The sequence below is a fragment of the Psychrobacillus sp. FSL K6-2843 genome, assembly GCF_038626375.1.
GTDB classification, from domain to species: Bacteria; Bacillota; Bacilli; order Bacillales_A; family Planococcaceae; genus Psychrobacillus; species Psychrobacillus faecigallinarum.
Genome location: NZ_CP152021.1, coordinates 536,687 through 556,362 on the forward strand (window position 1 = coordinate 536,687; position 19,676 = coordinate 556,362).

General features: G+C 36.7%; 18 protein-coding genes and 1 pseudogene. 10 read left to right on the forward strand and 9 right to left on the reverse strand.

All coding sequences use genetic code 11. The features are described 5' to 3' along the window. Positions 1 to 13 precede the first annotated feature (13 nt). Together MKY94_RS02605 and MKY94_RS02610 are read left to right on the forward strand one after the other, a co-directional pair. Positions 14 to 883 (forward strand): GNAT family N-acetyltransferase, encoded by an 870-nt coding sequence (locus MKY94_RS02605; RefSeq protein ID WP_195761953.1) that lies wholly within the window; start codon positions 14 to 16, stop codon positions 881 to 883. 523 nt (positions 884 to 1,406) lie between these two features. Then, complete coding sequence (locus tag MKY94_RS02610) at positions 1,407 to 2,132, forward strand: glycerophosphodiester phosphodiesterase (RefSeq protein WP_144539938.1); 726 nt, start codon at positions 1,407 to 1,409, stop codon at positions 2,130 to 2,132. 474 nt (positions 2,133 to 2,606) lie between these two features. Here MKY94_RS02610 and MKY94_RS02615 read toward each other — a convergent pair whose 3' ends face one another. From MKY94_RS02615 to MKY94_RS02630, 4 genes are all read right to left on the reverse strand, one after another. Beyond that, entirely contained in the window at positions 2,607 to 3,614 is a 1,008-nt protein-coding gene (locus MKY94_RS02615; RefSeq protein WP_144539936.1) for an iron ABC transporter permease, read from the reverse strand. Continuing rightward, positions 3,611 to 4,609: an iron ABC transporter permease gene (locus tag MKY94_RS02620; protein ID WP_342577950.1), complete on the reverse strand. Its 999-nt coding sequence runs from the start codon at positions 4,607 to 4,609 to the stop codon at positions 3,611 to 3,613. Before MKY94_RS02620 ends, MKY94_RS02615 begins: the two co-directional genes overlap by 4 nt. A gap of 62 nt (positions 4,610 to 4,671) precedes the next feature. Further along, positions 4,672 to 5,601: an iron-hydroxamate ABC transporter substrate-binding protein gene (locus tag MKY94_RS02625; protein WP_154311595.1), complete on the reverse strand. Its 930-nt coding sequence runs from the start codon at positions 5,599 to 5,601 to the stop codon at positions 4,672 to 4,674. Then, on the reverse strand, positions 5,598 to 6,398 hold the full coding sequence (locus MKY94_RS02630; RefSeq protein ID WP_144539930.1) for an ABC transporter ATP-binding protein: 801 nt from the start codon (positions 6,396 to 6,398) through the stop codon (positions 5,598 to 5,600). Before MKY94_RS02630 ends, MKY94_RS02625 begins: the two co-directional genes overlap by 4 nt. Positions 6,399 to 6,518: 120 nt before the next feature. Here MKY94_RS02630 and MKY94_RS02635 point away from each other — a divergent pair, with 120 nt between their 5' ends. Beyond that, positions 6,519 to 7,559 carry an NAD(P)/FAD-dependent oxidoreductase gene (locus MKY94_RS02635; RefSeq protein WP_144539928.1) on the forward strand — a complete coding sequence of 347 codons (1,041 nt, stop codon included), beginning with the start codon at positions 6,519 to 6,521 and terminating at the stop codon, positions 7,557 to 7,559. A 207-nt stretch (positions 7,560 to 7,766) separates the two neighbouring features. Here the strand turns inward: MKY94_RS02635 and MKY94_RS02640 are convergent, their stop codons facing one another. Next, complete coding sequence (locus MKY94_RS02640; protein ID WP_144539927.1) at positions 7,767 to 8,789, reverse strand: DUF2804 domain-containing protein; 1,023 nt, start codon at positions 8,787 to 8,789, stop codon at positions 7,767 to 7,769. Between the two features lie 113 nt (positions 8,790 to 8,902). Between MKY94_RS02640 and MKY94_RS02645 the strand changes: the two genes are divergently transcribed. Continuing rightward, positions 8,903 to 9,394: an amidase domain-containing protein gene (locus MKY94_RS02645; protein WP_144540060.1), complete on the forward strand. Its 492-nt coding sequence runs from the start codon at positions 8,903 to 8,905 to the stop codon at positions 9,392 to 9,394. A 428-nt stretch (positions 9,395 to 9,822) separates the two neighbouring features. Next, positions 9,823 to 10,413, forward strand: a complete 591-nt coding sequence (locus MKY94_RS02650; RefSeq protein ID WP_144539925.1) for a GNAT family protein — start codon at positions 9,823 to 9,825, stop codon at positions 10,411 to 10,413. A gap of 115 nt (positions 10,414 to 10,528) precedes the next feature. Here MKY94_RS02650 and MKY94_RS02655 read toward each other — a convergent pair whose 3' ends face one another. Together MKY94_RS02655 and MKY94_RS02660 are read right to left on the reverse strand one after the other, a co-directional pair. Continuing rightward, entirely contained in the window at positions 10,529 to 11,380 is an 852-nt protein-coding gene (locus tag MKY94_RS02655) for a DegV family protein (RefSeq protein ID WP_154311593.1), read from the reverse strand. A 73-nt stretch (positions 11,381 to 11,453) separates the two neighbouring features. Beyond that, positions 11,454 to 12,035, reverse strand: coding sequence for a glycerol-3-phosphate acyltransferase (locus MKY94_RS02660; RefSeq protein ID WP_154311592.1), 582 nt, complete (start codon positions 12,033 to 12,035; stop codon positions 11,454 to 11,456). Between the two features lie 188 nt (positions 12,036 to 12,223). Here MKY94_RS02660 and MKY94_RS02665 point away from each other — a divergent pair, with 188 nt between their 5' ends. Then, on the forward strand, positions 12,224 to 12,802 hold the full coding sequence (locus tag MKY94_RS02665; protein WP_154311590.1) for a nitroreductase: 579 nt from the start codon (positions 12,224 to 12,226) through the stop codon (positions 12,800 to 12,802). A 46-nt stretch (positions 12,803 to 12,848) separates the two neighbouring features. Here the strand turns inward: MKY94_RS02665 and MKY94_RS02670 are convergent, their stop codons facing one another. Together MKY94_RS02670 and MKY94_RS02675 are read right to left on the reverse strand one after the other, a co-directional pair. Continuing rightward, positions 12,849 to 13,616 (reverse strand): hypothetical protein, encoded by a 768-nt coding sequence (locus MKY94_RS02670; RefSeq protein ID WP_340844079.1) that lies wholly within the window; start codon positions 13,614 to 13,616, stop codon positions 12,849 to 12,851. Between the two features lie 118 nt (positions 13,617 to 13,734). After that, positions 13,735 to 15,132, reverse strand: a complete 1,398-nt coding sequence (locus MKY94_RS02675) for a dipeptidase (RefSeq protein WP_342577951.1) — start codon at positions 15,130 to 15,132, stop codon at positions 13,735 to 13,737. 233 nt (positions 15,133 to 15,365) lie between these two features. On the opposite strand from MKY94_RS02675, the gene MKY94_RS02680 reads away from it, so the two are divergent. The 4 genes and pseudogenes from MKY94_RS02680 (at position 15,366) to MKY94_RS02695 (ending at position 19,500) form a co-directional block, all read left to right on the forward strand. Then, a complete protein-coding gene (locus tag MKY94_RS02680; protein ID WP_340862490.1) occupies positions 15,366 to 15,740 on the forward strand; it encodes a VOC family protein in 375 nt (124 codons plus the stop codon). 88 nt (positions 15,741 to 15,828) lie between these two features. After that, positions 15,829 to 16,515: pseudogene (locus MKY94_RS02685) on the forward strand (cyclase family protein). A gap of 507 nt (positions 16,516 to 17,022) precedes the next feature. Beyond that, positions 17,023 to 17,928: a cation diffusion facilitator family transporter gene (locus tag MKY94_RS02690; RefSeq protein WP_144539908.1), complete on the forward strand. Its 906-nt coding sequence runs from the start codon at positions 17,023 to 17,025 to the stop codon at positions 17,926 to 17,928. 306 nt (positions 17,929 to 18,234) lie between these two features. Then, positions 18,235 to 19,500: a CNNM domain-containing protein gene (locus MKY94_RS02695; protein WP_225215978.1), complete on the forward strand. Its 1,266-nt coding sequence runs from the start codon at positions 18,235 to 18,237 to the stop codon at positions 19,498 to 19,500. Positions 19,501 to 19,676 lie beyond the last annotated feature (176 nt).

Below are 19,676 nucleotides of genomic sequence, written 5' to 3' on the forward strand. Positions count from 1 at the left end.
GGGAAGTATGTACATGGACATATCAGTTATGACTGTGTCAATTCCAGTTGACGGTGAAACGTTAGAGGAAATAAAAATATTAGTGGATGAAGCTACTCATGTAGATTTAATCAATTATAGTCGTTTGTTAAACGTTACAGAGTTAACGGACTATTTTTTGAAAGGTTTTTGCATATTAGTTTATAATGATGATTCAGACCAATTAGTCGGTATTTTAACTGCCATAGATCGTTTAGGAACAATAGATTATGAATGGAGTGCCTTGGTACTCCCGAGTGCAAGAAAAGCAGGCATAGCAAGCAAAATGTTCCAGGAGCTCAATAGAAACTTAGAGCTAAGGGGAGCTACAGCCGATATCGCTCTAGTTCCTAGTACTGCGACGATTGGTCAACATATGCTGACAAGTAATGGATACTCTCATGAGATTTCAGAAATTACCATGGTCGCGAATACTGCTCCTGAACAAACGAAAAGTGAATTTGAAATAGCTCCTTTTGTAAATGAAGGAGATGAGCTTATAAATGTTCTGAAGAGTGCATTTGGTGACACTCAAGAAGAAGCAAAAGAAATGATATCCTTTAATTTGCAAACCCCAAATAGAAAGCTGATGCTTGCAAAGCAAGCTAATAAAGTATTAGGTACTGCTACGACGGTAGATAACCAAGAACAGCTATGGATTACAGGTTTAGCCGTGCATAATGATGCAAGAGGTAAGGGAGTAGCAAAGGCTCTGTTAAATTGGTGTAAGCATGAGGCATACATTTTAGGGAAACAACAAGTTTATTTGGATGTAGAAACCGATAATGATATAGCGCTATCAGTTTATCAAAAACAAGGCTTTCAAACAGCAGCGCATACTCTTTTTTATAGAAGAAAAAATTAAAGGAAAGGGTGGTCCAAGAAACTGGATCACCCTTTTTTGTACAGTGAATTAATAACACTAATTGAGCTGAACACGGAAGATTAAGATAACATTTACAAAGTCTAAACATAACCACTATATTCTTTTCATACTATCACTATAAGATGAATGTATAAACATTCAATCGTAAAGGAGAGATCTTATTGGGGTTAAACGAACATCATGTAACAATGAAAAATTCAGACAAAAGGTTACATTCAATGCGGATTACCCACGTAAAACAAAAAATTCAAATCACTCTACAATGGATGATATTAAAAAAAACTCGTCCACCTAAGCGTAAATACATAAAGATTCCACCGAGAATATAGAACCTGCCTCTTTATATAAGAGGTTTTTTTGAAGAGAAATTACATTTATCTCGCTTTAGCAAGTCGCATTTTCAGACAAAGGTTAGGTTAGTCAGGACATGATAATAAAATCCATTTACATATTGTTCCATCAAAAGATATACTAACTATAACAAATATGAGGGAGGTATATTATGAAAATTTATGCACATAGAGGCTCATCTGGAACGCATCCTGAAAACACTATTTCGGCCTTTAAAGCAGCAGCAGCTTTACCTGTACATGGAGTAGAATTTGATGTTCATATGACAAAAGATGGAGAACTTGTAGTTATCCACGATGAGAAAATTAATCGAACTTCCAATGGACAAGGTTATGTGAAGGATATGACGCTAGCGCAATTAGAATCCTACGATTTTGGTGCATGGTTCTCATCAAAATTTAAAGGTGAAAAGATCCCCACTCTAAGAGAAGTTTTATATGTGTTTAAGGATACTCATCATCATATTAATATTGAATTGAAGTCTGACGTTTTTCCATACGAAGGAATGGAAGAGAAAGCAATCAATATGTTAAGAGATTATAGATTAGTAAATCGTGTCGTTATTTCCTCCTTTAATCATGAAATGATACAAAGTTTTAAAGAGAAGGCTCCAGAGGTGGAGACAGCTATCTTATTCATGGAAGTGATGGTGGCCCCACATTTATATGCGGAGGCTGTAGGAGCGGATGCCTTGCACACTTTCTTTCCGACGGTATTTAGAAGAATGGGACAAGAAGCAGTAGCAAGTGGAAAAAAAGTACGCGTCTTCACTGTAAATGAAGAGGCTTATGTGGATATGTTAATGTCAGTAGGAATAGATGCCATTTTTACTGACTATCCAAAGAAAATGCTAGACTACTTAAATAATCGAAAATAATAAAAAAGATAGTGTGAAATCACACTATCTTTTTTATATAGACATTCTAAATAGATCAAGACCTAATGCTCATGACGTTTTTATTGAGCGGAGAAATTTATAAATAATATATTACCATTACGGACAAATCTGGTGTTGAAAGTAACAAAACAACCTTTGAGGTTACATTTACAATTTGATAGCCATAACCAAAGCGCAATTACTATTCTTAAAGCTCGAAGATATTCTAGTTTAGTGAACTAGAACAAAAATGAAATAATTATGTAGTAGCTTGTTTTGTTGCAAGCAATTTATTTTTTGTTGATTGGAGCGACAGGCGGCGACTCCAGCGGGATGAGTGAGACAGATAAGACATCCCAAACGACGCGTAAGCGACGGGGATGGCTTATCGCTCACCCCGCGGAAAGCGTCCGACTAAAGCGGAAATCACTCACTTTGATTTAATATACATATGCTTTTTCTAAAAAAAATCATTTATTTCCTTAATAACAAATACATAAAGTAAGGTGCGCCTATTAACGCGACTACAATTCCGGTAGGGATGCCACTCGGCTCGATAACATTTCTTCCGATAGTATCTGCTAACAGAAGCAACCAGCCACCTAAAAGAATACAAATAGGCAAAAACAGCTGATGACGTGGGCCTACAAGAGACTTTGCTATATGTGGAGCCATGAGTCCTATAAAAGCAATTCCTCCAGTTACACTAACTGCTGACGCAGCTAGAGCTACTGCTACTAAAAGAAAAATAATACGTTCTTTTTCAATAGAGACGCCTACTCCAATTGCAGCGGGCTCACTTAAACCTAAGAGATTTAGGCGATTAGCACGATACATAGTAAAAGGAACTAAAACAATGAGCCATGGAAGAAGAGCTAAAATGAATGGCCAATCAGCTCCCCATATATTACCTGCTAGCCATTTAGCTATAAAGTCGACCTTTTGCGTCTCCGCAGAGGAAATAATAACAATCATTAATCCCGAAAGAGCCATTGAAAAACCAACACCAATGAGAACTAAACGAACAGGCTGCAATCCAATTTCTCGATTATAGGAAAAAATATAAATGACAAATGCTGTTATTAAAGCTCCTAAAAATGCTACAAGAGGAAGCATATATATGAAGGAGCCAGGCTGTATAGGAAAGTAGAGAAAGAAAACAGCAATTGCAACACCAGCCCCAGAATTTATCCCAATTATTCCGGGATCAGCCAAATCGTTCCTAGTAACTCCCTGCAAAATTGCACCGGATAGAGCTAAAGCCATTCCGGCTAATAAGGTAATAATAATTCTAGGTAAGCGAACAGAAAAAAATACAAATTCCTCTTTAAAAGACCCATTCCCTAGAATAGTTGGCAACAACCGGTTAAAGGATAGGGAAGAGTAGCCGATTCCAGCGCTTAGAAAAGCCGTTAATAAGATTAAAGCAAGAAGACTAAAAAATAGTATTCGTTGTTTTTTTATTGTTTTTGGATGAATCATTGAAATACTTTACCCCCTTTTCGTACGATGATTAGAAAGAAGGGTAAGCCCATTATAGCAATGATTGCAGCAACAGGAGTCTCATAAGGCATATTTATGGTGCGCCCAATCGTATCGGCAAGAACCATAAGAATGGCTCCTACTATTGCTGACATAGGGATGATGAATCGATAATCCGCTCCAACAATAGCTCGAACTATATGTGGAACCATCAGCCCAACAAAAGCCATGTTCCCTACAAGTGCCACCGAAGATCCAGCAAGTAAAATAACCACTATGAAGAGTACCATTTTCACTAAAAGTATTCTTTGCCCAAGACCAACTGCTACCTCTTCATTTAAACTTAAAATTGTTAGCTGTCTGGAAAGAAGCAGTGAAACCAATATCCCTAAAATAATAAAAGGGGAGATTATTTGTAGCTGACTCCAAGATGTACCTATTAAGCCTCCTGAAGTCCACATAGACACATCCTTAGAGATTTTAAAATAGATACCTACTCCATCTGCAATTGCATACAGGAAAGCAGAAACTGCAGCCCCCGCAAGAACAATACGTAAAGGAGAAAAACCTCCTTTTCTTGCTGCCCCTATACTAAAAACCATGATGGCCCCCACAGCAGAGCCTATAAAGCAGGCGATTGTAATACCCAAGTAATTGGTTGCAGGAAGAAGGGCAATAGTTACCGCTAACGCAGCATTTGCTCCTGAGGTCAGACCTAACAAACCAGGATCTGCTAAAGGATTTCGTGTTATACCTTGCATAATAGCTCCTGAAATTGCCAGAGCAGCCCCTACTAAAACTGCTCCAACTTCTCTAGGAAGACGTATTTCTCGCAGTATATTAATAGAATCACTTTTGATAGTAGAGAAAACAGCATTCCATACATCCTGCACAGTTGTTTGAGCAGCTCCGAGCACCAAAGCTAAACAAAACACAACAATAAGCAACAGGCCCCCGATTAAAAATTTTAAACTGAAATGCGCAGAAGATTTCATATTATTATTCCTTTCCTAACATGAAGAAGGAGGAATTCCTAATATGAATCCCTCCAACATATTTATTTACTGTTCAAAAATTGTTCTTTAAAAAATTCTAGCTGATTATCTAATGAAATTGGATCGTTGAAATAAAATTCTTCTGCATTTGCCTCAAAGACACGTCCGTTTTTTACTGCAGGAATATTTTTATATACATCTGTTTCTTGGAAAGAGTTATCTTGAGTGGAAACCTTGCTGAAAATGATATAGTCTCCTGCATATTCAGGAAGAACTTCTAATGATAAGGCATAATATCCATCCTTTAAAGCCATTTCCTGTACTTTCTTAGGCATTGCTAGATTCATTTCCTGATAGAGAATTTCTGTCCCTCGTCCCCAGTTATCGCCGAAAACATAAATTTGTTTGTCAAAATTTTCAATGACAGAAACAGTTGCATCTTCCCCAATTTTTGCTTTTATTTCTTCGCCAGCTTTTTGTGCACGCTCTTTAAAATCATCAATCCATTCCTGAGCCTCTTTTTCCTTGTTTAATAACTTTCCTATTTCTAATTGCTGTTCCAAGTAGTCTACTTTTCCATATGTGAAAGTTACTGTAGGAGCAATCTCTTTTAATTTATCAAGATTTTGAGCAGTGGAAAGTCCAATGATTAAATCAGGATCTAATTCAATGATTTTTTCCAGATTTTCTTCTGAAATCTCTTCTACATCCGCAAAGTATTCATTAAATTGAGGATTTGATTTAGCCCAAGCGTCCACACCAACAATGTTTACTCCAAGTGAAGCTACATTTCCCGCATAGGTAGAGACTACTACCACACGTTTCGGATTTGCAGGAACTTCGATAGGGCCTTCCTCGGATTCATATGTAATAGTATCAGTTTCATTTTTATCATTATTGCTATTTGCGTCTGTATTACTAGACTCATCACTATTACAAGCAGCTAATGTTAATATAAGTAAAATTAAAAACGGCATTAATAGCTTTTTCATATTTTATATTCTCCCTTAAGTAAGTTATAAGTGATGCACATAGGTTTATTTGTTCGGGGATCTTTACCTATTTCTGCATCAATTTGGAACACATTTCTTAACACATCTTTTGAAATAACTTCATTGCAATCTCCGGCTTTAACAATTTGTCCACCTTTTAGTGCAATTATATAATCAGCAAAACGAGCCGCCTGGTTTAAATCATGTAAAACCATTACAATTGTTCTCTTTTCTTGTTGATTTAATTTTTGTAAAAGCTCTAATACCTCTAATTGGTGTGCCATATCCAGATAAGTGGTTGGCTCATCTAAAAAGATGATTTCGGTTTCCTGTGCAAGAGCCATAGCAATCCATACTCTTTGGCGTTGTCCGCCTGAAAGTGAATCTACTGGTAGATATTTAAAATTGATCGTCCCAGTTACTTCCAAAGCCCAATCAATTACTTCATAATCTTTTTGGCTTAGGCGTCCAAACCCATTTTGATAGGGGAATCGACCATATGACACAAGCTCTCCAACTGTGAGTCCACTTGCACTCTCAGGAGTTTGCGGAAGGATCGCCATCTTTTTAGCTAGTACTTTAGTGTTTTCCCTTGAGACTGTTTTGCCATCTAGAACAATGGAGCCAGAGTGATGGGGAATAATCCGAGTGATAGCTTTTAGTAGGGTGGATTTTCCACAGCCATTAGGTCCGATAATCGTCGTAATTTTTTGATCGGGAATCTGTACAGAAAGATCCTTCACTATGAGTTTTTCGCCGTAACCTATAGACAAATCCTCTGTAAAAAGGCGAACCATTTCAAAACCTCCAAACTAACAGTTGATAAAATTAGTGATAACGATTATCATTATCATAAAGAAACTATATGGAATTTTTGGACAGAAGTCAACAATAACTTTTAGAGGAGACTAAAGCATATGCAGGATGTATTTGATGTAACAATCATTGGTGGTGGTCCAGCAGGATTATATTCAGCTTTTTATAGTGGATTACGAGAAATGAGGACAAAAATTATTGAATTTCAGCCTCAGTTGGGCGGAAAAATACATGTATACCCTGAAAAAATGATATGGGATGTAGGGGGACAGCCTCCTATATCAGGTGAACGTTTGATAGGTCAGCTGGTGGAGCAGGGGCTAACGTTTAATCCAGAGGTTGTATTAAATGAAAAGGTAGAATCCATCACCAAAAGCAATGAAAAGATTTTTTGCTTAACAACTGCATCCGGTCAAGTCCATTACTCTAAGACGATTATCCTCGCTATCGGAGGTGGGATTCTTAATCCACTTAAGTTAGATATAGAAGGGGCAGAACGTTTTGAAGTAAGTAATTTAAATTACACTATTAAATCTAAACGTCGCTTCAAGGATAAAACGGTTATTATCTCTGGCGGTGGAAACTCTGCGATTGATTGGGCAAACGAGCTGGAGCCAATTGCAAAAAAGGTTTATGTTACTTACAGAAAAGATGCATTAAACGGACATGAGGCGCAAATTACTCAATTGATGAACAGTACGGTCACCTGCTTATTTAATACGTCTATCTCTAAATTAATTGCGTCGAATAACCATGAAATTATCGAGCAAGTGGCGTTGACGAATAATGAAACAGGAGAAGTGAACTTCTTAGACATTGATGAGGTAATTATCAATCATGGCTATGAAAGAGACGCGGAACTTATTGAAAATAGTACAGTCAACATTGCGGTAAAGGATGAATATTACGTAGACGGTACAAGTACAAGCGAGACATCCGTAGCAGGCATTTATGCCGCTGGGGACATATTAGCTCATCCCGGGAAGCTCCATTTAATAGCGGGTACATTTCAGGACGCAGCTAACGCTGTAAACCGTGCAAAACGTTTTATTCAGCCAGATGCCCATAGTGCAGCAATGGTTTCCTCTCATAATGAGATTTTTAAAGAAAAAAATAAACAAATGCTTGAGCTACTTATTTAAAAAGTGAAGTTCAATTATTACTAGAGTGAACAGCAAAGATAGCTTATCAACTAACAAAAGGATCGTAGCCTGCATTTCTTTAGAATCCTTTAATAATATTGTTCATTTCATGTAAAATTGTTGGCATGCTGAAATTGATTTAAATATATATGTTTTAGACAAGAGGGTGCAAAAGAATTAATTCTTTTGCACCCTCTTGTTTATATCTTACCATTTGGCCTTATGCTCTTCTATACATCCAAGCATCTGTAGAATCTGTAAAGTTGGGCCATCCTCCAATTGGATTTTTCCATTGTAGTAACCCATCATCTGGTTTACTTCTGATGAAACCAGTTTTGCATCTGTCTTAGCTACTCTATGGAAGAAGGGGGTAAAGGTTAAATCTACATCATTAGAAAACTTCGTTTTAATCGTCCATGGTACCATGAAGTCATTTGTTTGATAGTGAAAAATCAAATCCTCATGAATCTTCGTTAAGATTCCATCTACAATCACAGCATTTTCAGTCATACCAGTTCCGTCAGTCCATTTACCTCCAAGGTTTAAGCCAATTCGTTTTAAGCCTACACGTTGTGAAGCAAACCCCCAGTTCCATGTTGCTTGACGCGGCCAGACCCCTCTTCCATAGTCCAAGACTGCAAAGTTGTCATGCTCCTGAAGGTGATAGCGGGAATCTCCCATTTTTACAAAACCCTTGGTAGGTAAGAGGTGGTGCTTTGCGGTAAATTGAAATTGAGTCCTATTCCAAGGAATCACCACATTCAGGGAATCATCGTCTGGTGGATGGGTGATATGTATGTCAGCGTGTAACATTTCTCCATCAAAATTAGGAACAGTAACTGTCATATGGGTCTCATTTTGAATATACAAAAGTTGGATGGACATTTCCTCCGAATGAAGGTGAACGCTTTCTAATACCTGATCAGGCATCTTAACTTTATTGCCTAAGGGAATGGTTACGGTCTTTTCAACAAAGCGTTGTGTTTCGTAATTCAGGAAATAGACAAAGCAGACGGCTGCGTAGTCTAAGTGGCTAATAGTTGCTGAGAATAGAATTTCATCTCCAAACACACACCAGTAATTCCACTTTTTCTTCCGCATATAATGACCCTTTAAGTTACTTTCAATTATTGGCTTTCTAGCAAAACCTATTGCCTTGGGATTTAGATTCCCTTTATCATCGCATAGCAAAGTCGGCGAGGTGATTTCCTTTTCTGCATGTTGTCGCATAAGCCAACTTCCTTTCCTAAAATATAAATTGAATTCACAAAAAATTTCCAGTTACCTTCATACTAGCATATATTTTCGATGAATACATATAAACAGAATAGAAGGAGGTGGAAATTTTGGTAAAATATAATCGGCAAGCAGCAGTTCAGTACGCGGAAACATGGTGGAATAGCTATAACCCTAATTTTCCTATTTTTGATGTGGACTGTACGAATTATATTTCTCAATGCTTGCTCGCTGGAGGCGCTCCTATGAGAGGGCAGCCTAATAGGCAGAAAGGTTGGTGGTTAGGAAACAATACATGGAGTCTAAGTTGGTCAACACCCCATTCTTTACGCTGGTACCTAGCTGGCTCTACTATTGGGCTACAAGCCAAACAAGTGAATTCAGCGCAAGAACTGATTCTTGGAGATCTAATATTTTATGATTTTGAGGGAGACGGCCGATGGGATCATTCAACAATCGTAACACGTATTCAAGATGGAGTACCCTACGTAAATGCGCACACTAATAATAGTAGAAACAGGTACTGGGACTATCATGACTCATATGCTTATACATCAAATACGAAATATATATTCTTCCATGTTAAGGACGATTTCTAAGGGGTTTTATAAGGAGGAGAAAAGGGAGGGCGAATAAAACGCCCTTTCTTTTTATTTGTTTATATGACTGATTAGCAACTAGTCGTGATTATTATGATTATTGAAATTGACGATTTCTTTCAACAAGTTCTACTTATGTGTAAAAAGTGTTCAAAACAGCGACTAAAGCAAAAGTACCTCAATGCTAAAGAATCAGTATTAGAGACAAGTAATCTTACAAATGTATTTTCAGACTTCAAAATTTTGAACAAATACCTTATTCCAACAATATAAAAGTTGATTTTGTAATTGATACTGATACAGATAGGATTTACTCACCCTCTTATTAAACTAACTGGACCTTTACTTCTAGAACTCCTTTTTCAAAAGCCGGTTGAATATTATGTTAATATTAGTTTAAACAGATATAGAGGAGGGAATTTACATTTATGATAAAAATCGTCGGGCAAAAAGTTGAATTGAAAGAGGCTAACCAACAAGATATTGATGACTTATATTATTGGAAGTATGAAGATAAGAAACAAGAAGCGAAGAAATGGAATGGCCCTTACATACCTGAGACTAAAATAACAAAAGAAGAGTTTAAAATAAATTGGGATAAAGACTATCAAATTGCACCCAACACTCCTAATTCATTAATCATTTTTGTAGGAAATAAATTAATTGGAACGGTAGGCTCTTATTGGGTAGATAAAAACACTAATTGGTTAGAAACTGGAATAGTCATTTATGATAACAATTACTGGAATGGTGGCTATGGAACCGAGGCTTATAAACTCTGGATAGATTTCTTATTCAGTTCTACTGATTTACATAGGTTAGGAATGTCAACGTGGTCAGGTAATGTAAGGATGATGAAGGTAGCAGAAAGAATTGGGATGAAAGAAGAAGCACGAATAAGAAACGCTAGAATGGTTGACGGGGAATATTTTGATGCAATTAAGATGGGAATGTTACGAGAAGAATGGGAAGAAAAACAGGGAATTGATAAATCTAAAGCATCCTTTTTAATGCACTAACGGGTGCTTAAGTAAAAAATGGACATCAAAATGGAATGAGCTTGGAGATGTATTCTCCAGCTCATTTTTTATGGCTTTTTAAAATCAAACTTTAGCTTTTATATGGCATGAAGATTTAAGGGGCGTACCATAATACTGCAATTGTATCCTCCCCTGCGTGTACTGCTAGTGAGGTACTTATTTCTCCTATAACTATGTCTAATTGTGGACAGTGAAGCAAAAGGGCTTCTTTTAAATCATTTGCTTGTTGTAGGGCATTGGCATGCATAATATAAATCGTCTTACTTCCTTCATTATTTGCTGAATCAACCACTTTATTGATTAAATACTGAATTGCCTTTTTATGTGATCTAACTTTATCGAGCTCTTGTAATTCGCCTTTATTGTTTATCTGTATTACAGGTTTTATTTTTAACAGAGTGCCTAAGTAAAACTGAGCGCTACTTAACCTTCCACCTTTATAAAGCTGCGTAAGATTTCCTATTAAAATATAATTATTAAATTTAGTAGCCTCTGTCTTTAAATTGGCTACTATTTCTTTGTAAGGAATTCCATCTTCATCAAGCTTCATTCCCTTTTCTACCAGACCGGTAATCCCTGCTGATAGAGAAAGAGAATCGATACAATCAACTTCTACTTGGGCAATTTGCGCTCCAGCTACAGACGAGGAAAGGGTACCACTTAAGCTTTGTGAAACATGAATGGCGATAATAGAGCTATATTCGGTACTTAGTTTTGTATACAATTGAGCAAATTCTCCAGCTGAAGGCTGTGAGGTTTTTATGGAATCAGCCCCGTTTCTGATTCGCTCATACAACTGCTCGGACGTCAAATCGACACCATCGACAAATTGTTCCGTTCCAAAGTGAATGTTGATAGGTACAACATATACGTCTGGATGATTTCTTAATAAATTACTTATATAAGCACTGCTATCTACTACCCATGCGATTTTTTGTGAGGTCATTACTTACATCCTATCTATTTTAATTTTAATCATAATTAGGAAATCATACTCCTGTTAAATTCTTTAATATCAATTAATTTAAATTGGATTTGTTCCACCAACGTTCATGCCAGGAATCTACTACATCATGTCGGTGTTTTATTATAATGATTATAATTATTAAGGAAAGAGGTGCCAAATCTTGATATTCCGGTATAACTAAACATAGAATACCGTATGCACTAAAGGCTAAAATCATGCTTAATGTTGCACTGCGGATAACGGAAAGTAAGAGTAGAAAAACGACTGCCAGCATTCCGAACAAAAAAGGGTTAAGAGCAAGTGACACCCCTATAAAGGTAGCAATTCCTTTTCCTCCTTTTCCTTTTAACCAAAGGGGGTAAAGGTGACCAATTATAACGAAGAAAGCCCCGGTAGCAATAGTAAGGATAGAGAAATCTAAAACATAGCCTACATAAAGAACTAGAATGCCTTTTAATGCATCACCAACGAAGGTTAAACCAAAGGCTGCCTTCCCTAAAACTGCGCCAGCATTCCTAGCGCCGAGGTTGCCACTGCGTTCCGTCCTTAAATCTGTATTTTTCCACTTACCGACCCACCAGGCTGTAAGGAAATTACCAACAAAATAGCTGAAAATCCAGTAGAGTAGGAGCAATGTATCACCTCAAAAATGTTAGTAATGTATTAATACACAAAAGAAAAAATTCCCATTTGTTTTATTTTACACTAAGATTTAAAGTAACGTTACATAAAACTAGGTAACAACTGAAAGACTTTTAAACTCTGATATAAATTGGTATGATTGAATGGATGAAAAAGACTGACAATTAAGAGGGTGTAATAATGAATGAACAATCATTGACGGTAAAAGATGCAATTATTCAAAGAAGATCTATAAAATTATTTAATGGACAGCCTGTAGACAGAGAAGAGCTACTATCTATTATGGAGGACGCTCTATGGGCACCTAATCATCAGCTAAGACAGCCATGGCGCTTTATCGTCGCATGTGGGTCAGAATTAAATGAATTACATGAGCTGTTAAAAGAATATGGGATACCGAAATGGCATGAGCTTTCAGAGGATGCCTTAGAAAAACAAATGCAAAAGTATAAAAATCCAGGTGGTTATGTATTTGTTATTGTTCCGGAAGATGCACGCCAAAAGGAACGTTTAGAGGATTATGCTGCAGCTAGCATGCTTGTTCAAAATATCCAACTGTTAGCATGGGATCGAGGCATCGGATCATGCTGGAAAACGCCAGGATTCCTAGATAATCCAAAATTTCGTGAATCTTTAGGAGTAAAGCCAGGAGAACGTATCATTAGCATGTTACAGGTCGGTTATTATGACGAGGCTCCTAAACCAAAACCACGAAAGAGTATAGAAGAAGTTATCACATTCTTTGGAAACGAGAACTAACTAATATTGAGGCGAGTAAGAGTGGGGGGGCCCATTCTTACTCGCCTTATTTTTTATAGTAAGGGGGGGATTTACCGCCTTCGCTATGAAGAGATACTGAATTCCTATTGACTATATATGAAACAGAATAGGTCCCATTTACATACCCTTTTTCCCAGGTTTCTGTAAATGTAACGAGATACTGATCATCACCTATTTTTCTAGCAGATGTTTTTCTAGATACGTTAAAACCTTCAATGTTACCGCTCCATTTATCCTTCTCTTTTGGAAAGTTACTAGAAATAGTGTCTTCTCCAGATGTTGCAAGCGCAATTGCCTCTTCACTAGTAAAAGGTGGCCGAGATTCTGAAATTAGGGAGAAAAATAACCAGAGAACCACAGCAAGAGCAATCGGAGAAAGAAATCCAAAGGTAATATGGCGGCCGTCCAAATTTTTAGTATATAACCATCTATCAACTATGCTGTATATGAGGGCAGGAACAATACCTAAAAACATAAGGTCTAATTTCTGGTAAAAGAATAGACCACCAAAAAGAGCATGAAACAAAATATATAACCAATTATACTTGGGCATTTTTTTTCTTAAGATAAATTCTAGGAGGAGGGAGACAGGTGTGCCATATATAAGTATGATGAATCCGCTATAGAAAAATAAAATCAAAGCCCAAGCTATGAACTCTTCACCACGACTATACGGCGGAATAGAATCATTGCCAATCAAGTTATAAGAAGAAAAAATTAAACCAAAAATCATTGCAGTAATAACAGGTGTAATAACCTTCCTAGCAATTAGCTTTATGCCTTGTACTTGCATTTGAGTACTCTCCTTCTATATGGGATGTTAATCCATTTAATGAATAATTATACATTAGGAGGATAATAAAAACACATGAATTCAAAAAGAAGCCATGTGCTAAATTATATTATTATTATTATTTTTTTAATTCTTCTTTTGATAGGCTAGACAGTTCATTATAGTAATCACCAATAACACGTAATCCCTTATCAAAATTATCTAAATGGAAATGCTCATTAGGAGCATGGAAGTTTTCGGTAGATAATCCGAAGCCCATCAATACTACTGGTAGTTCAAGAATTTCATCGAAAGCTGCTACGATTGGAATTGATCCACCACCGCGAGTATAAGCAGTTGGTACAGCATATATTTTTTCGTAGCTGCGACCTGCTGCTTGAATAGCAGGATGGTCAAAAGGTGTGATGAAAGGTTTTCCTTTATCAAATTCAGTTACTTTCACTGTTACACCGGCTGGTTTATGCTTTTCAATATGTGCTTTCAGTTTTGTAACAATTTCTTCAGGGTCCTGATCTGGTACTAAGCGACAAGTAATTTTTGCTCCTGCCTCGCTCGGTAATACAGTTTTAATACCTTCCCCAGAGAAACCACCAAATATCCCATTAATTTCGAGAGTTGGACGTGCCCAAACACGTTCTAGATGAGTATATCCTTTTTCACCAAATAACTCAGTGACGCCAACTTCTTGTTTCAACTCATCCTCGTTGAAACCAAGAGCAGCGTATGCTTCACGTTCTTCTTCCATTAAAGGACGAACATTATCATAGAAGCCCTCTACTTCGATGGTACCTTCTTCGTCACGGAAAGACTCTAAAATGGAGACTAACGCATGGATGGAGTTTTGTACACCGCCACCGTAAAGTCCAGAATGTAGGTCGCCTTTTGCACCTTTTACATCAATTTGAACACCACATAAACCACGTAAACCATAACAAACTGCTGGTTGTCCAGGTCCTTGCATACCTGTATCGGAAATAACGATTACATCTGCTGCAAGCTTATCCTTATTGCTTTCGATGTACTCTTCTAAATTAGGGCTGCCAACCTCTTCTTCGCCTTCTATTAGGAACTTCACATTGACAGGTAAGGATCCCTCAAGTTCAAGAAGTGCTTCGACAGCTTTAACATGCATAAATACTTGACCTTTATCGTCACTAGCACCACGTGCATATAGCTTGTTATCGCGTACCTCTGGATTAAATGGTTCAGATTCCCAAAGGTTCAAAGGGTCTACAGGCTGAACATCGTAATGTCCATAAATAAGCACAGTTGGCTTGTCCTCCGCATGTAACCAATCAGCATACACTACTGGATGCCCCTTTGTTTCATCAATCACAATATTTTCTAGACCAGCTTGCTTAAATGAATCTGATAGCCATTCTGCACCCTTTTGCATATCGGCTTTGTGCTCTGATAAGGATGAAATGCTTGGTATACTAAGAAATTTTTTCAATTCTTCTAAGTGTTTTTCTCTTTTTTCTGCAAAGTAATTGTCTAAGATTGTTAGTTGGCTCATGGATCCATCCTTCTTTCTAAAGATATAGTAAAAACAGTATAGCATAAGTTTTGTGACAACTAAATAACTCGGAGAATCTAGTGGCGCTAAGGTTTTAGAAGAGATATATGATTATCATTAGAAGTACCAAATAGAGAAATATAAACATTTAGAAAAGAAAGACTATATTTAAAAGGTATTTTGTTTCCGTTTAAAGAATAGTAATAAAATTACAATATCAGGGAGGAATACAATTGTTTGAAAATCAAACTATTTTTAATGGCAATGTAGTTGTTTGGTGTTTTGTGAAGGATTTATCGGCTTCAGTGGATTGGTATACAAACATATTAGGTATCAAACCTACTAACAACATTGATGTTGCATACTTTTTCCCTATAAATGAAAATACAAAACTAGCAATTAGTAATCGTTTCAAAGCCAGTGATTTAAATGTGTTGCCCAAAAGTGTTGCTTTGGATTTGCAAAGTGATCACGTTTTCGAGACGCACAGCCTATTGAAGGAAAAGGGAGTTCAAGTCCAAGCGATAGAAAATCCTGTATTAAATTATCACGAGTTTTATTTTAAAGATTTAGATGACAATTTAATTAGGGTACACGGTTTTGCTTAAAGAGGGAGTATTCTTCTAGGTGCTATCTACAAGAAGATAATATTCACTCTATAGAATTTACAAATAAATATATAGGGAGCATGCCAGAATGAAGAAACATGTTGAAATTGGTTACCCGATTTATGAAGGAATGCCCGTTTATCCAGGTTTACCGGAAGTGAAATTAGAGCCGAGAGAGCGTTTGGAAAAAGGAGATGACTGGAATGGTAGCGTATTGAGCATGTATCTTCACGCTGGGACGCATGTGGATGCCCCCTGGCATCATTTAAATAATGGCAAGGGAATAGACGCTATTCCAATTGAAGACTTCATTTAATAAAATCCGTTGTTAATCGATTGTCCAGTAGGTCCAAACGGCTTTATCACTATTGAAAAGCTAGAGGAATATGAAGAATTGAAGGAAGCTGATATTCTAATTTTTAATACTAGCCACTGGAAATATCGTGAAAATGATTTCGAAAAATATGCTAATAACTTCCCATCTGTTTCACCGGATGCAGCCGAATATATACGGACGAAATTGCCGAACTGTAAAGCTGTAGCCATTGATACTTTAAGTATTGAAAACTTAACAGAAGCGAAAGAAAATTGCTATTTTGTCCACCATGCTTTTTTAGATCATGAAAGATACGAGGAACCGACAATGCTTATCTATGAAGACATCAATCCTGAGCCCTTAATAGGCAAAAAGATCATTTCTGCTTTTACAGCACCTTTACGTATCAAAAATCATGATGCATCTGTTGTTAATGTAGTGGTCCAAATTGAAGAATAAAAAAATGATGTGTACTACTTTATAAAAGTATAGAAGGGTATATGCAATTTCAACTCTTATAGTACAAAAACTCTTCAATATACTAGATTCGAATATCATAAAAAAGAACAGTGAAAGTAACCATCTAAAATTGAACGCCACAAACCTAATCTATATCTAACAAGGGACAAGATGATTTAAAGTTTTACACACGAAAATTTATCGTGTTAATTTTAGCGACAGAAGTATTACATGGGGGTGGCTTATCCTTCACACGTTTTGTTATGTTTTTTCAGAAAGAATTTATGTGGAAGTCATTCTATGTATTACATGTTCACACTTTTCCTAATTAACTGGATTCGTTTATAAAGTTTCAAAAATGGAAATTCAAGGGTACTACACGTAAAACTATCTTTAAATACGAACAAATGCTATAATGAAAAAACTAACTATAGAGGTTACCCATTGTCGTTTAGGCAATGGGTAGCCTCTTTCGTGTTTTTAGGGAAGTTGCGGAGGGGAAACATTTTGGAGCTATACACAAACTTGCGCGCAGGTGAAAAAGGCGCATACTTATCTATAGTCACATATATTGTGTTAAGTGTATTTAAATTAACAGTTGGATATTTCGGAAATTCAGAGGCATTACGTGCGGATGGTCTTAATAATACTACAGATATTATTGCATCCGTGGCAGTACTGATCGGGCTACGTATTTCACAGCGGCCACCAGATGATGACCACCGTTATGGCCATTTTCGTGCAGAAACAGTATCCTCTTTAATAGCTTCGTTCATTATGATATATGTAGGGATCGAGGTACTGATCTCAGCTGTAGAAAATATGCTACATCCGACAAATGAAGATCCGGAAATAATAACAATCTTTGTGTCACTAATAAGTGCCGCAATTATGTTTGCTGTATATAAATACAACTACAAGCTAGCTGAAAAAGTAAAAAGTACTGCTGTAAAGGCTGCTGCTTACGACAATCGTTCGGATGCTTTTGTAAGTATTGGAACAGCAATTGGTATTGTAGCGGCAATTATTGGATTCCCTATAATTGATACAATTACAGCTTTTATCATTGGAGTTATTATAATCAAAACAGCAATAGATATTTTTAAAGAAGCTGTATATCTATTAACTGATGGATTTGATAGTAAATTCTTAGCCCAAGTCCGTGCAGAAGTGGAAAATATGGCGCAAGTTCGTGAAATTAATGAAATTCGCGGTCGTCAGCATGGAGGTATGATGTTAATTGATATTACTATTAGTGTCAATCCACATTTAAACGTTAGGCGCTCACATGATATCTCCGATAGAATTGAAAAACGGATAGAATCATTAAATAGTCAGGCGGTAACCTTTGTACATATTGAACCGTATGATCCAAAGGAAATCGTCATTTCTGAAGATGACTATCATTTTTAAATCAGGCTTTCTAAAAGGTGTATTTTTTCAGAAGAGTATTTACTTCGTTTACGCTGCTAGCCTATAGTCCGCTAAAGGAGTAGAAAATTTGTTTATTAATGAACTAAAACATCTTGAAGTCTAGTGGGGAAGAGTTTACAAATAGGAAATTTTTCATCCCTTTTTCTCATTTATTTTGTGGAAACATAGGCTTGGACTTTTTTATTCCATAGCTTTTGAATCGCGTTTGTTTTGTGACAACTAAAATGACAGTATGCTATAGTTATAAGAAGAGATTTGAACGTGAATAAATAGGAGGATATAAAATTGTACATAGAATTTGTACTTTTAGCTGTGTCTATCGTGGTTTCCTTTTTTCTTTCAGGAAGCGAAACAGCATTAATGACAGTAAATAGGACCAAGGTCCAGCTGAAAGCTGAGCAGGGGGAGGTAGCTGCAGTAAAATTACTTGCCCAGCTGATGAAGCCGGACCGGATGATTATTACTATCCTCATTGGTAATACAATAGCAAATACATCCATGACGTTACTAGCCATATTGATAGCGGATTATTATGATTTGCATATTGGTTGGTCTGTAGTAGTTGTAGCAGCATTTATTATATTATTTTGTGAGGTATTGCCTAAGACAATCGCTGCAACTTTTTCAGAAACGGTTGTCTACATGGTAGCTCCTTTTATAAGATTCTTAGTGGCAATACTTCGACCAGTGACCTTCTTGATTGCTGAGTTTACGAATATGCTAATCAGAATAGGGTCAAATGGTGCAGTAAAAGAGACAATGATTACAAAGGAAGAGCTGCTATCAATGGTGGATTTAGCATCAAATGATGGCACCTTTGAGGTAGAGGAGTCAGAGAGAATAAGAGGGATTCTAGATTTCCCAAATAAGGATGTCTCAGATGTTCTCTGTACTCATAGAACAGACGTAGTAGGTATCCCAATAGAGGCAACCTATGAGGAAGTAAGGGATACAATTTTAGAGCATTCGTACACACGCTATCCTATATATGAAGATAGCTTAGATACAATTGTTGGGATGTTTTATTCTAAAAAACTAATAGAGTGGTCGATTGAGCCATCTCTTATTCTAGAAGATATTATTGATAAAGAGCCATTGTTTGTAGTACAAACGCTAAGTGTGGAAAAAGTGTTTAAGCTTATGCTCAACCATAAAAAGCATATGGCTATTGTATTAGATGAATATGGCGGTACTCTTGGTATTGTGACTCATGAAGATTTAATAGAAGAAATGATTGGTCAAGAGATTGAGGATGAAACGGATGATGATGAAGAGATTCTTTTATTTGAATCATCCGAAAGCCAAATTGTATGCTCTGGACGCTTTGAAATTGAAGAGCTAAATGAAATGCTTAAGCTTGCTATTGAAACAGAGAATGATACAATAGGCGGGCTCGTTTTAGAGCAGCTTGGTCATGTGCCAGAAGAAAATGAAAAATTCCGTTTTGAAAACCTTTATATAGAAATAAATGAAATGGAGCGCAATAGAATCGTCCGGGTAACAATTACTAAGGACACAGAAGATGCTTCAAATGAAACACAAGAGGATTAATTTCTCTTGTGTTTTTTTGTACCCTAAGATTTTGCACGCCGCGGAACGCACCCGCCTAAAGCGAAAATCAATCATCTATAGTTCGTACTTATCTTGAAACTTTCTGGTACGTTTTTATGGTTTCTTACACGTTTGTAATTTTTCTGAAAGAGAATCCGATGGAGGGTAAGGTTATG

Coding starts and splice junctions, on each gene's coding strand:
- MKY94_RS02620 (WP_342577950.1), bottom strand. CDS start 4,609: ATGAAATCTTCTGCGCATTTCAGTTTAAAATTTTTAATCGGGGGCCTG.
- MKY94_RS02655 (WP_154311593.1), bottom strand. CDS start 11,380: ATGACCTCACAAAAAATCGCATGGGTAGTAGATAGCAGTGCTTATATA.
- MKY94_RS02675 (WP_342577951.1), bottom strand. CDS start 15,132: ATGAGCCAACTAACAATCTTAGACAATTACTTTGCAGAAAAAAGAGAA.
- MKY94_RS02635 (WP_144539928.1), top strand. CDS start 6,519: ATGCAGGATGTATTTGATGTAACAATCATTGGTGGTGGTCCAGCAGGA.
- MKY94_RS02640 (WP_144539927.1), bottom strand. CDS start 8,789: ATGCGACAACATGCAGAAAAGGAAATCACCTCGCCGACTTTGCTATGC.
- MKY94_RS02615 (WP_144539936.1), bottom strand. CDS start 3,614: ATGATTCATCCAAAAACAATAAAAAAACAACGAATACTATTTTTTAGT.
- MKY94_RS02630 (WP_144539930.1), bottom strand. CDS start 6,398: ATGGTTCGCCTTTTTACAGAGGATTTGTCTATAGGTTACGGCGAAAAA.
- MKY94_RS02665 (WP_154311590.1), top strand. CDS start 12,224: ATGAATGAACAATCATTGACGGTAAAAGATGCAATTATTCAAAGAAGA.
- MKY94_RS02610 (WP_144539938.1), top strand. CDS start 1,407: ATGAAAATTTATGCACATAGAGGCTCATCTGGAACGCATCCTGAAAAC.
- MKY94_RS02605 (WP_195761953.1), top strand. CDS start 14: ATGGACATATCAGTTATGACTGTGTCAATTCCAGTTGACGGTGAAACG.
- MKY94_RS02670 (WP_340844079.1), bottom strand. CDS start 13,616: ATGCAAGTACAAGGCATAAAGCTAATTGCTAGGAAGGTTATTACACCT.
- MKY94_RS02650 (WP_144539925.1), top strand. CDS start 9,823: ATGATAAAAATCGTCGGGCAAAAAGTTGAATTGAAAGAGGCTAACCAA.
- MKY94_RS02625 (WP_154311595.1), bottom strand. CDS start 5,601: ATGAAAAAGCTATTAATGCCGTTTTTAATTTTACTTATATTAACATTA.